The organism is Acinetobacter sp. 22301 (genome assembly GCF_052045285.1).
In the GTDB taxonomy this organism is placed as follows: domain Bacteria; phylum Pseudomonadota; class Gammaproteobacteria; order Pseudomonadales; family Moraxellaceae; genus Acinetobacter; species Acinetobacter pittii.
Map to the genome: position 1 here is coordinate 52,080 of NZ_JBQEOR010000010.1, position 13,622 is coordinate 65,701.

The following is a 13,622-nucleotide window of genomic DNA, read 5'->3' on the forward strand; positions in this document are numbered from 1 at the left end:
CTTAATTCGCTCCCTGCATCGTTTGAACAACTTCAACTAATTGTTCGAGCAAATCGCTTAACTCTTGATGCGTGATGACATACGGTGGCATCACATAAACCAATTTTCCAAAAGGACGGATCCAGATTCCACGGTCTACAAATTGTTGCTGTAAGGTTTTCATATCAACATTAAAGGTGAGTTCTACTACACCAATTGCACCTAGCACTCGCACATCGGCAACATAATCAAGCTGACTTAAAGGCGTTAAATATTGGCCAAGCTGTTGTTCAATTCGCTCAATATTAGCCTGCCAATCTTGCTCAATTAATAATTGGGTACTTTTTAAAGCGACCGCGCAAGCAAGTGGATTGGCCATAAAAGTTGGGCCGTGCATAAACACCCCAGCCTCACCGCGACTAATGGTTTCTGCAACATGCTTTGTCGTTAAGGTAGCAGATAACGTCATGTAGCCGCCTGTTAAGCCCTTACCTATACACATAATGTCTGGCTCAACTTGGGCATGCTCCCATGCAAAGAGCTTACCCGTGCGACCAAAACCAGTCGCAATTTCGTCAAAAATTAATAACAGATTATATTGTTCACAAAGTGCTTTCGCCTGACGTAAATATTCAGGATGATAAAAACGCATCCCCCCTGCACCTTGAACAATCGGCTCAATAATCAGTGCAGCAAGGTTTTCATGATTTTGCTGAATAGCTTGCTCTAGCTCAGCAATATCTTCTTGGTTCCACTCTTCATGAAATTTGGTTTGCGGTGCTGCTACAAAAAGACGGTTCGGTAAACTTGTACCAAAAATTTGATGCATGCCTGTCACTGGATCACAGACCGACATCGCATTCCATGTATCACCGTGATAACCAGAACGTGTAGTAATAAAATTTGTTTTTTGTGGTTGGCCTTGTGCTGTCCAGAATTGCACAGCCATTTTCAAAGCAACTTCAACGGCAACCGAACCTGAATCTGCATAGAAAATTTTATCGAGACTTGGCGGCGTAATTTTTAAAAGAATTTTTCCAAGTTCAATTGCAGGATCATGAGTTAAACCACCAAACATGATATGCGACATGTTCTGTAATTGATCTGTCACTGCCTGATTGAGTTCAGGGTGGTTATAGCCGTGAATTGCACACCACCATGACGACATACCATCAATTAAAGTCTTACCATCATCTAGTTCAATCGTTGCCCCATAGGCACGTTTAACCTTAAACGTTGGTAAAGGTTGGGTCATTGAGGTATATGGATGCCAAATATGTTCCAAATCAAAATTATCGGTCATCCTCTATACCCTTTTACAGCAATTAAATCTTTCATTTAGCACATGTTAAACCTGTTAAGAATGAAAGAAAATTGCGAGATCAACCAAAGCTTATTAACTTTGCTGATGAATTGTTAAAAATTGGCAGATTTCTTCAATTGTTCGATCTACTTCTAGGTATGGAAAAGCATGAGTAGCGCCTTCTAATACTTTATAACTCATGTTTACTGTCGCGATATCCTTGAAATTTTCACTAATTTTGCAAGGAATGACATTATCTTGCTCGGCAAACACATGAAGCTGCGGACCTAGATAGTTTTTTAAGTTATTTACCAAATTTAGTTGCTCAAGCATTTGCAAACCTTCTGATAGCAATTCACTTGAAGGCGGATTTGCTATGTTTTGCATGCTTATCCAATCTTGTTTAGCCTGAGAGGAACCGAGTGTAATTAAATAATAAAAACGCTTTAAAGTGGCTTGCGGGTTTTGTAAAAAAGAAGTCTTAAATTGACTAAACACATCAGCAGACATAGCAGTCTGCCAATTATCGTTGGTAACAAAACAAGGATTTGAAGCGAGCGTAATTAAAGTTTTAGTTTGCCCTGTTTGTTCATAAAAAGTATTAACCAGTTGAGTTGCTAACTGTCCACCTAAAGACCAACCTATTACTACATCAACCTCAGCAACTAAATCAAGCTGGGCACGATACTTACCATCTAAAATATTAAAAATATTAATAAGTTGTGTTTGATAGCCAGCTTTTTCCAATTGCAATTTAAGGGACTGCAAAGGCTCCACTCCTACCCCCCAACCTGTAATTAATAAAATTTTATTTTGTAACTTCATATGCCTGTCCAAAGCCGATTTTATAAAGATTATATAATAATATCGATTTAAAATATCTTTTAAAATCAATATAAAGGGTAAATTTTAGAGCATAAAATTAAGCATTTATAATGAGTTAATATTCTGAAATATATTGATAAGTAAGACCCGCATTATTCATAGTAAATATACAAAAATTTAATTATCTAAACATTGAAGCCAATCAAAAAACAACATACTCCACACTTCGCCTATAAATCCATTATGCAATGTAATTAATGTTAATACTTATGTTTTTTTATTAAAAGAAATGACTCATCAATTCATTTTAATGCTAGAAGATTAATTATTGATCAGAAAGTATTAGGAAGGCTAATATGAACAGTCAAAGCACAATATCTGATGGGAGAGAAAAAAATACATCTTTTGTTACACCCAACGATATTATAAATAACTTATCTTTAGATAAAAATTACTGCTTATTTTTGGATATTGATGGGACATTAGCACCCTTTCAAATTAATCCTGAGCATAGTTTTATTCCACAAACTACATTAGACGTTATAAAAAAAATTACTAAATTAAATATACCTGTTATTGCTGTAACAGGTCGTGATGTAGATACAGCAAGCAAACTACTACATCCTATTGAGGTTCCAATTGCTGGTTTACATGGTTTAGATATTTATTTTGATTCAGGAAATTATATTCGACCAGATTTAAGCGGTATTAATTTCAAAAAATTAAAACAAGATATTATCAAAAATTGTGATAAATATCCCGAATTATTAATTGAGGATAAAGGATATTCTATTGCCTTACATTATCGTAAAAATCCTAATTTAGAAAATAATGCTATTAATATTATACAGAAAATTAATTTAAATCACCCCCACTTAAAAATAAATAGAGGGAAATTTGTTGTTGAATTAATTCCAAACCAAGCTGATAAAGGTAGAGCAATTGAGACTATATTAAATCATCTTGATTTACATGCAGTATTACCTATTTTTATAGGTGATGATTTAACAGATGAATCTGGTTTCACCTACATTAATCAGCAATCTGGCCTGAGTATTAAAGTAGGTCCGGGTGAAACACAAGCTAAATATAGATTAAAAGATATTGATAATGTCGCGGATTTTCTTCTTTTATTTCAAAACAGAATAAAAAGCTTATATGTCAAAAATAGCCAAAATCAGAATGGAGAAAAATTATGTCTAAATTAATCGTATTATCGAACAGAATAAGTATGCCATCGGGTAAAGCTTCAGCAGGTGGTCTTGCTGTAGCTGTACAAGATGCACTAAATGATAGTAACGGCATCTGGTTAGGCTGGAATGGGCAGCAAATTACCGATAACGAAGCGCCAGAATTTGCGCAGGCTTATTCTCAAGGAATTGACTACATTACCTGCCCCCTCACTCATCAGCAATATGCCCAATATTATTGTGGTTTTGCCAACAAGGTTTTGTGGCCAGCAATGCATCATAGAGATGATCTGATTGAATATGATGCAGAAGAATATAAGACCTATCAAAAGGTTAATCGCTTATTTGCTCAAAAGCTAAAACAGCTTGCTCAGCCTGAAGATCTTATTTGGGTGCACGATTACCACTTTTTTAGTGTGGCTCGCTATTGCCGTGAATTAGGCATGCAAAACAAAATTGGTTTCTTCTTACATATTCCTTTTGCCAGTCTGAATATCTGGCACAAAATTCCGGTAGCCCGTGAGTTAATTCAAGACTTGAGTCAATATGATGTTATTGGCTTACAAACTCAGATTGACCAAAATGCTTGCATGCAGACTTGTCTGAATTTACTCGAAGCTCAAAAAATTCAAAGCAATAGTATTAGCTATAAAAAACGTCAAATATTAATTAAATCATACCCAATTGGTGTTCAGCCTGAACTTATACAAAAACAAGCCCAACAAGATTTGGCGACCTCTTCGGTGTTTAATTTTGAAGAAATTCCACGTCAAAAAACTATTATTGGAGTTGATCGTATTGATTATTCAAAAGGTTTACTGGAAAGATTTAATGCATTTGCAACGTTCTTGGAAACCAGCCCTGAATATCATGGCTTAGTTCGACATCTTCAAGTGGCAATCCCTTCTCGTACCGATATTCCAGCTTATCAACGCTTATACCAACGTTTTAAAACCAAGCTGGAGTTAATTAACGAAGAGTTTGCGCATGAAGACTGGAGGCCAGTAGATTGCTGCTATGACACGGTACAACACCATAATCTTATGCACATTTATCGTCATTCAGATATTTGCTGGATTAGTTCACTACGTGATGGTATGAATCTAGTGGCTAAAGAGTATATTGCGGCACAAGACCCTGAAAATCCAGGTGTGCTCATTTTATCTAAATATGCTGGTGCCGCTGAGCAAATGTCTCAAGCCTTGATTGTTGACCCGCAAGATAGAGCGGCAATGATGGATGCTTTAAAAATGGCTTTAGAAATGTCTAAAGCTGAGCGTATTAATCGTTATCAACAATTGATAGAGGGATTAACATCATCTGATCTTACCCATTGGCGAAATAATTTCTTGGATGATTTAGAAAAGACGCCAACTTTACTAATGAAGCCTCAGCGATTATTACAAGATAATTATCAATCTATTTATCAGGTTTTATAAATCTGAATAAAAGAACATCGAGAAATTTAATTTCTCGATGTTCGCTATTTGGTGATTATTATTTATAAATTAATTTGTCTTTATTAATGTAAAACGGTTAAGTAAAGCAATAATAAATAGTAATACAGCGACGCCTGTTAAAACTGTACTTAAACCAGTCCATTCCCCAATCAAACCGATTAAAGCTGGTCCACTTAATGAACCTGTATAGGCAATTGTTGATACTAAAGATAGTGCTGCTGCTTTAGGCATATTGTTTTGTCGACCAACACGAGAAAACATCACTGGTACAATATTAGAACAGCCTAATCCTAATAGTGCATAACCCAATACAACCACTTGCCACACTGGTGCAGTTACAATAACAGCCATACCAATAGCGGCTCCAATTGCACTATAAGTCACAATATTTTTTTCACCCCATTGCTTAAGCAAGATATGACCTGCAAAACGACCAGTGGTCATGCTAAGAGCAAAGAAAGTATATGCGAGACCAGCAAAAGCAGGATTAAGTTGATATTTACTTGTTAAATAAATACCACCCCAGTCCATTGCTGCACCTTCTGATAAAAAGGCGATAAAACACATCATACCAATAAGCAGAATAATGCCATCAGGACGATAAAAATTTTTCGGTGCTTGAGTGGTATCTTCATGTGGCTTTTCATCCTGTTCAAAAGACGTTAAACAAGAAGGAATAGCAACACCACCAATAACAAGTAAAATCATAACGACTGATAAAGTACTCATTAAGGGTGAAAGACCTACTGCCAATAATGCTGTCACAAGCATAGCGCCTGTTAAGCCACCAAGACTGCACATTCCATGGAAGCTAGACATAAGAGCTCGCACACTATGTTTTTCAACAACTACTGCTTGTAAATTGATAGCTACTCCAAGACATCCTGCTGCCGATCCAAAGATAAACAATGCTACAGCCATCGTCACAATGCTGCTCCACATCGTAAGGCTAGGCAATAAAACCATTAACAACATCAATGCCAAAGCAATTAACGGACGACATCCCCAGCGCTTTACTAAAGCACCAGTCGCAGGCATAGCAATCATTGAGCCAATACCCATACACAGCAAAAGTAAACCAAAATCGGCATGATTTAGGTTTAAACGCTGCTGTGCAAAAGGAATAAGAGGTGCCCAAGCTGCAGTCGCAAAACCTAAGCTAAAAAAGCTTAGTCGTGTTGCAAGACGCTGTGTGCTTAGAAGAGTAGCTGTATCTAAAACAGCAGGTTTGGTAAATAACATATTTCGCGAACTCACCATAAAATCATTGGCGATCCATACCAACCGATTTTCCATAGAAAAACCCTTGCCTCATTAAATTTCTAGGCAAGGGTTTTGTTGGCGAAATTATAAACAATTTCATAAAAAAAACAGGGGGTGTGATACAATTTTTCTGACTTTTTTGTAACTGCCAAAGCCTTATATAGTAAGGCTTTGAATATGTTCAATTTGACAAAATCAACATCTAAGTTAAGACTTCATTTTATTAAAATGAGTCAATAAAAAACCCAGCCTGAGCTGGGTCTTTTTATTAAATTTGAGATTGAATATAGTTTTGCAAGCCAATCAACTCAATTAAACGTAATTGCTTTTCTAACCAGTATGTATGGTCTTCTTCAGTATCTGATAATTGTTGACGCAACATATCACGGCTAATGTAATCGCCCTTCTCTTCGCAAAGTTTGATACCTGTCGCTAACTTTTCGCGAACGTGATATTCAAGCGCCAAATCAGCTTTTAAACAAGATACAACGTCTGTACCAACATTGATATCTTCACGGTGCATGTTTGGTTTAGCACCTAAAAACAATACACGGCGAATGATCGCATCAGCATGAGAAGCTTCTTCTTGCATCTCATGATCAATACGTTCATAAATTTTATTTAAACCCCAATCTTCATACATACGAGAATGGATTAGATATTGATCACGGGCAGCCAATTCTCCGCCAATGAGCATATTTAAATAGTCTATGACTTCTGGATTGCCACGCATAATAAATCTCCTATCGTATGAGAACTATTATGGGCAATCTTAAAAGTGATTGCAAAACAAAAAATGGTTAAGTTTATGATTTTTATCAAATTAAAATGAGAAACATACGCATTTGCAGTTTAAGTTATTTAAATTTCCTCTGCAAAAAGAAACGCTTGTCCAATTTATAAGTTCAGACAAGCGTTAAAATATGGCTCAAACCATCAATTTATAAATTTGTAACTAAAATCAATGGTTCTTATTTCGGTAGATCTATTCGCTTAAAGTCTGCCCATAGCTTGCCATAAGTGATAAGAAATCAGTCTCATTCATAACTGCAATACCAAGTTTTGCTGCTTTTTCTAATTTAGAACCTGCCTTCTCGCCCGCAACAACACATTTAGTTTTACTTGATACACTTCCGCTTACACGCGCACCTAATGCTTGTAGCATTTGAGTTGCCTGATCACGGGTCATTTGCTCTAAAGTGCCTGTTAACACCCAGCTTTCGCCATTTAATGGCTGTCGTGTTGGTGCAGTCGGTGCATCCCAATGAATTCCTGCCGCAATTAAGCGATCAAGCACTTCAATGTTGTGCGGTGCCAAGAAAAAGTCAGCAATCCATTCTGCAGTAATATCGCCAACATCTGGTGTTTTCTTTAAAGCTTCAACATCAGCAGCTTTAAGCGCTTCCAAAGTTTGGAAAGTATTGGCTAACATTCTAGCTGTTGTTTCACCTACCCCACGAATTCCTAAAGCATAAATAAAACGCGCAAGCGTTGTCTTTTTACTAGCTTCAATCGCATCAATCAGATTTTGTACCGATTTCTCGCCCATTTTTTCAATCCCGAGTAAAGTTTCTCGGTGTTCGTGCAAATGGTAAATATCGGCAACATCTTTGAGCAAATCGAGGTGTAATAAAGACTCTACCCAACGATCGCCTAGACCTTCAATATCCAGAGCTTTACGTGATACGAAGTGACGAATCGCTTCAATACGCTGTGCAGCACAGTACAGTCCACCAGAACAACGTGCTAAAGCTTCCCCTTCAGGCATTACAACTGGTGAAGCACAAACAGGACAGTTTTCAGGTAAATGTACAACTTCGGCATCAACAGGACGGAATTCTGGCCAGACTTTTTCTACTTTAGGAATAACATCGCCTGTACGATAAACACTCACCGTGTCACCAACACGTACATCTAGGCGATGGATCTCACCAATGTTGTGTAAAGTTACATTGGAAACTGTAACTCCTCCCACAAATACAGGGTTTAAACGCGCTACAGGAGTCAAAGTACCTGTACGCCCTACTTGCCAGTCAATCTGATCAACTGTAGTTAATGCAGCTTGTGCAGGGAATTTATAAGCAGTTGCCCAACGTGGTTCACGACTTAAAAAACCAAGTTGTTGTTGTTGCTTTAAGTCATCAACCTTTACAACCATCCCATCAATTTCAACTTGTAGATCTGAACGTTCTTGCTGAATTTGCTCATAACGTTGCTGTACTTCTTGAATTGAATTACACAGATATTGACGTTCAGCAATTTCAAATCCAAGTTTTGTGAGCCATTGCAGACTGTCATGCATGGTAGTTAAGCCATGATTAGGTTCACATTGAGCGATGCCGTAAGCATAAAATGCTAAAGGTCGAGCCGCAGCAATATTAGGATCGAGTTGTCTTAAACTACCAGCTGCGGCATTACGCGGGTTTGCAAATGTTTTATCGCCTTTGGCTTCTTGTTCGACATTGAGTTTTTCAAAACCGGACTTTGGCATAAGTACTTCACCACGAACTTCCAGCAAACGTGGAATTTCAAAGTGATCTGAATGTAACACTTTAGGCAAATTACGAATCGTTTTAACGTTCTGGGTAATGTCCTCACCAGTTTCTCCGTCACCACGTGTAACGCCACGTATTAACACACCATTTTCATACCAGAGAGAAATCGCAAGACCATCAAGTTTTAGTTCGACTTCGTATTGTACTTTTTGATTAGGCAAACGCTCTTCAACACGGCGTGCAAATGCGAATAAGTCTTCCTGATTAAAAACGTTCCCCAAAGAAAGCATCGGAACTACATGAGTCACACTTTGAAATTTAGAGAGTGCTTGCCCCCCTACTTTTGTAATTGGTGAATCTGATTGAACAAGGTCAGGATATTGCTCTTCTAAAGCTTTTAACTGGTGAAATAAATGATCATATTCACTGTCCGAGATTGTCGGCTGATCCATGACATAGTAGGCATGGTTATGCTTTGCAATCAGTTGAATAAGCTGACGCATCTGTTCGATCACGGAAGTTGTTGCCATTATGTTATTCACCATAAAAAAGGGTGGAAATTTCTCCACCCTGAGCTGCGACTAGATATGTTGCAATTATCGCAACGAACGTAAAAAATTAAAACTAGGCGGTCGCCTGTGCCGGACGATAATCAATCACATGATGACGCCAGTGCTCTTTTAACTGTGGCGTAAATTCAAGATTATTCTCATCGTAAACTTTGCCATCAATTTCGCGAGCAATTAAACCTGCAATACTCGCCATCATATCAAAACCAGTCACGGCTTTACTGTTTGGAAGCGCAAGGAAAAATGCCAACCCTTGAACTTGTTCAGTAGATAGAGTTTCAAGATCAAAACCAGCTGGTCCATTGTCTGTCATACGCAATACAGAGAACATGAGTACACTCGGCTCATCGGTATTTTCATAACGATGGAAGCACGACATTTCGCCGTAGCGTAAACCATATTTCAACAGCACTTTAAGCGCTTTATCGCCAGACAATGCACGACGAGGGTTTGGATAAACATTTAGCGCAATAATCTGTTCAGCCATCGCTAATGCACTTTCATCATCATAACGTTGCTGTTCATGTAAATGCACATCCAGAATATTACTCTCGCCTTCAAACTCAGCAATTTCGGCGGTTTCAATATTCGGATTTAAACTCAACTCAGGCTCAGTTTTTTCGCTTTCAGCTTCCAAATTTTCTTTTGCTAAAGCTTCAGCTTCCGGTTTAACAGAAACTGTATCAACCAATTCAACTGAACCATCTTTATGAATGGCAGAGCTTGGTACTGTTTCTTCAGATTTAATTTCTTTTACAGAAGCGTTTTCAACAACTGCTTGAGTTTTTTCAGTTTGAATTGCTTTAGCGGGTTCTACGGTCTCAATTTCTGACTGTTTTGTTTCAGGAGCTTCGCTTAAAGTCGGTTCTACTCGCTCTGCACTAGTCACCGCTACAGATTCAGCTTCAGTTTTCTCAAGCTGATCTCTCACGTGCCTAGGTATAACCGGTTGATTACTATCAGGATTAATATGTAAATCACTGTCTAATGAGGGTTCAGCATGGTTTGGCTTTTTTAAAATCATTTTTAAGCCAATTAGCATAATTATAATGGCAACAACGATGCCAATAATCGTATTGATTTCCATTCTATGACTCCGAAACTAACCCGTATTCTTTTGCCTGTTCTAAATCGACAGTGACTAATTTTGATGTACCCGGTTCAGGCATGGTCACACCCAACAAATCAGTTGCCATGGTCATCGCCAGCTTATTATGTGTAATGTAAATGAATTGTACATGTTCAGAAAGTTCTTTTACCAAATTACAATATCTCTGAACATTCGCATCATCAAGTGGTGCGTCCACTTCATCTAGTACACAAAACGGTGCCGGATTTAATCTAAAAATCGCAAATACTAATGCTAACGCTGTTAAAGCCTTTTCTCCACCGGAAAGTAATGCTAGAGAACTATTTTTCTTACCCGGTGGCCTTGCCATCAGTTTAACACCAGATTGCCAGTCATCTTCAAGACTTAAACTCGCCTCACCACCATTAAAAACCTTTGGAAACAGGTTTTGCAACTCCTGATTGATCTGATCAAAAGTTGTCATAAACAGCTTACGGGTTTCCTGGTCAATGCTTTTCATCGCATCTTTTAATTGAGTTACCGTATTTTCCAAATCTTGAATCTGGCGACTCAGCTCATCAAAACGCTGAGAAACTTCTTCAAACTCTTGCGAAGCGGCAAGGTTAACTGCACCGATTTTTTCAAACTGTTTCTGTACTTTTTCCAGTTTTTGCTGGTGCTCGACTAAATCTATTTGTAAGCCTTTTTGAAACTCGGCATTTAGCTCTTTAAGCTGCTCTTGATAATGCTCACGATCTGACTTGGCTGCTTGCCATGCCAACCGTTTCGCTTCAAGTTGTTCTCTGAGCTGCTCATCTTTTTGTTGATATTGATGACGCTGATCGGTCAAAGTCTGCTGTTTTTCCTGCACACTATTGAGTTCAAGCTGCCATTCATTCCAGTTCTTTTGCAACTTTTCAGTTTGAGCAAATTGTTGCTGAAACTCTGACTCAAGATTTGGTAACTCTAATTGAATAGGGTCAACAAACTTTTTCGCTTGCTCCATTTGAGCTGCAATTTGCTGATATTGGCTCTGCAAGAATGAGATATCTTTTTCAAGCAACTCAATCTGTTGAGTTGTCTGCGTGCTATTACGGCATAAAATTTCACGTTCTTGTAGCTGATGTTGCAGGGCTTGTTGCTGTTCTTCTAGCTGCTCTGTTAATTCTTCTACCCGAAATTGCAAAGTTTTATAGTCAGGTAAAATGGTTTCGAGCTTGATTGCTAATGCATGCAAATCAATTTCAAGATCGTCTTTTTGCATTGCATCTTCTTCAAGCTGCATGTCTAACTGATCAAGTTGATCTTTTAATTGCTGTTTTTGCAGTAAAAATGCTTGTGCTGCGGTTTGTTGCTTGACAATTTGCACATCAAGCTGTTGCAAGTCTTTTTGTTTTTGTTTAATGACTTGTTGTTTCTGCTGCAAGTCAACTTGTAGCTGTCCCAGCTCATCTTTTTGCTGAACTACAATTTGATCTAATACTTGTAATTCTGGTTGCTGCTTTTGAAGAACTTGTTCAATTTCGTCTAGACGAATACGGTGGCTCAGCATACCTTGCGCACTTTGACTTTCGTCATCATACATAAGAGCAATGACCCAATCCTGCCCGACATGATAACCATCTAAAGTCAAAATAGACTGGCCATATTGCAGTTGCTTTTGTACATTTAAAGCATGAGATAAATCTTGTGCAATCGCTACATTTGAAAAAATTGATAGTTGTGGCGATGCAATCCACTCATTTAAACAAGCCAAGTTCCCTTTAAATTGACTTGTTTGCTCTGAAGGTTTTAACTGGCGGGCAACTCCTTCTTGAAAGACTTGTTCAGTCTCAAGAATATGAGCTTGCAACCATTTTGCTAAAAACTTCTCAACAATCTGCGCATGTGGTTTACCTTGCTCGGTTAACTCTAGAGCCTGCATTAAACGTAGCGTATCTTGGTTTTGCTTTGGATTTTGTTTAGCAACAAGCTGGCTTAAGTTTTTCTGCTCTGATAATAAAACTTGGATTTCTGTTTTCAGCGTTTGCTGCTGATTTTTACTTGATTGATGTTGCTGTTGAGATTGCTCTAAATGCAGTAATTGTTGCTCAATTTCAGTTTCAAGCGACGCGATTTCGCCAAGTAATTTCTGTTGCAGTTGCTCAAGCTCGCCCTGCTCATCTTCATGAACATGCGATTGAATTTGGTTTGCTTGATGTTGCAGCGTTTCTTTTTGCTGCTCAATGCGCTGAACATTTTTACCCAACTGTTCAATTTGAGCTGACATCTGCATTTTTTGCTGCTGTTGTTTTTCAACCTGAGCTTTTACTTGCTGAAACTGTTGTTGTGCTTGTTTCTGCTGAGATTGTAAATCAGCAAAGTTTTGTTCAGCCTCCGTCGCTGTATGCTCAACTCCAGTTAAAGCTTCTGTTTGTTCTTCTAGCTGATTATTCAGTGTTTCAAGTTGCAATTCAGAAAGCTGTAAACGTTCTTTAGTTTGGAATCTTTGCTGCTCTAACTGAACGAGAGTCGTACTATTTTGCTGGTATAGACTCTGTTTTTGTTCAAGAGTCATTTTCAGCTCTGATAGTTTCTTTTCAGCTTGTTGCCATTCTTGTTGTAGCGGTGAAGATTGCTGAATAAGTCGCTGAAACAAAGCACTGGTTGCTTCTAAATCATGTTCAATCGTGCTTAACTCTGAGCGAACCAATTTAAAGGTTTCACCCAATTCATTCATTTGAACAGTATATTCTTCTTGTAGACGTACACTTTTCTCTGCCTGAAAAGACAAAATTTCAATTTTGAGCGTACGGATCTGGCTTTCTAAAGTTTTATATTGAACCGCTGCTTCCGACTGACGCTTAAGCGTTTTAAGCTGCGATTTTAACTCTAGTGCAATATCGTCTAAGCGCGAAAGGTTTTGCTCTGTATGTTCAAGATGCTGCAAAGTTTCACGACGACGAGCCTGATAACGAGAAACACCCGCGGCTTCCTCAATGAACACACGCATTTCTTCAGGCTTGGCATCAACCAAGCGGTTAATCATGCCTTGCTCAATGACCGCATAAGAGCGTGGTCCTAAGCCTGTTCCCAAGAAAATATCGGTAATATCACGGCGGCGACAACGTGTACCATTTAAGAAATATTCTGACTTACCCTCACGCGTGACCTGACGGCGAACAGCTAACTCATTATAAGCATTATACGATCCGCCCAACTTTCCATAAGTATTATCAAAGCGTAGCTCAACACTGGCCACACCAACGGGCTTACGTTTGGAAGTCCCCGTAAAAATAACATCTTGCATGCTACCACCACGGAGCTGACGAGCGTTTGACTCACCCATCACCCAGCGGATCGCATCAATTACATTGGATTTGCCACAACCATTTGGACCAACCACTGCTGTGCGGTTAGCCTTAAAATTTAAGGTTGTACTATCTGCAAAAGATTTAAAGCCGGAAAGTTTTAAACTGCTTAAACGCAT

9 protein-coding genes are annotated in these 13,622 nt (G+C 38.4%); 2 read left to right on the forward strand and 7 right to left on the reverse strand.

What is annotated here, in order from left to right:
• Nucleotide 1: 1 nt before the first annotated feature.
• Both bioA and ACTJJH_RS14520 read right to left on the reverse strand, forming a co-directional pair.
• Nucleotides 2-1,282 (reverse strand): adenosylmethionine--8-amino-7-oxononanoate transaminase, encoded by a 1,281-nt coding sequence (gene bioA / locus ACTJJH_RS14515; RefSeq protein ID WP_174724537.1) that lies wholly within the window; start codon nt 1,280-1,282, stop codon nt 2-4.
• Between the two features lie 93 nt (nt 1,283-1,375).
• The gene (locus ACTJJH_RS14520) at nt 1,376-2,107 is read right to left on the reverse strand and encodes an alpha/beta fold hydrolase (protein WP_440601338.1); all 732 of its coding nucleotides are present in this window, start codon (nt 2,105-2,107) and stop codon (nt 1,376-1,378) included.
• A 356-nt stretch (nt 2,108-2,463) separates the two neighbouring features.
• On the opposite strand from ACTJJH_RS14520, the gene otsB reads away from it, so the two are divergent.
• Nucleotides 2,464-3,315, forward strand: a complete 852-nt coding sequence (otsB, locus tag ACTJJH_RS14525; protein ID WP_440601339.1) for a trehalose-phosphatase — start codon at nt 2,464-2,466, stop codon at nt 3,313-3,315.
• Nucleotides 3,303-4,736 carry an alpha,alpha-trehalose-phosphate synthase (UDP-forming) gene (locus ACTJJH_RS14530; protein WP_440601340.1) on the forward strand — a complete coding sequence of 478 codons (1,434 nt, stop codon included), beginning with the start codon at nt 3,303-3,305 and terminating at the stop codon, nt 4,734-4,736. The genes otsB and ACTJJH_RS14530 overlap by 13 nt, the downstream gene beginning before the upstream one ends.
• A 69-nt stretch (nt 4,737-4,805) precedes the next feature.
• On the opposite strand, the gene ACTJJH_RS14535 is transcribed toward ACTJJH_RS14530, so the two are convergent.
• The 5 genes from ACTJJH_RS14535 to smc all read right to left on the reverse strand — a co-directional run bounded on the left by ACTJJH_RS14535 (nt 4,806) and on the right by smc (nt 13,622).
• Nucleotides 4,806-5,999, reverse strand: coding sequence for an MFS transporter (locus ACTJJH_RS14535; RefSeq protein ID WP_167564410.1), 1,194 nt, complete (start codon nt 5,997-5,999; stop codon nt 4,806-4,808).
• Nucleotides 6,000-6,288: 289 nt separating this feature from the next.
• Nucleotides 6,289-6,753, reverse strand: coding sequence for a heteropolymeric bacterioferritin subunit Ftn (gene ftn / locus ACTJJH_RS14540; RefSeq protein WP_001214863.1), 465 nt, complete (start codon nt 6,751-6,753; stop codon nt 6,289-6,291).
• Nucleotides 6,754-7,005: 252 nt separating this feature from the next.
• Nucleotides 7,006-9,045 carry an NAD-dependent DNA ligase LigA gene (ligA, locus tag ACTJJH_RS14545; RefSeq protein WP_311077845.1) on the reverse strand — a complete coding sequence of 680 codons (2,040 nt, stop codon included), beginning with the start codon at nt 9,043-9,045 and terminating at the stop codon, nt 7,006-7,008.
• 94 nt (nt 9,046-9,139) lie between these two features.
• Nucleotides 9,140-10,171, reverse strand: a complete 1,032-nt coding sequence (locus ACTJJH_RS14550) for a cell division protein ZipA C-terminal FtsZ-binding domain-containing protein (RefSeq protein WP_078225459.1) — start codon at nt 10,169-10,171, stop codon at nt 9,140-9,142.
• Between the two features lies 1 nt (nt 10,172).
• Nucleotides 10,173-13,622: a chromosome segregation protein SMC gene (smc, locus tag ACTJJH_RS14555; RefSeq protein ID WP_440601341.1), complete on the reverse strand. Its 3,450-nt coding sequence runs from the start codon at nt 13,620-13,622 to the stop codon at nt 10,173-10,175.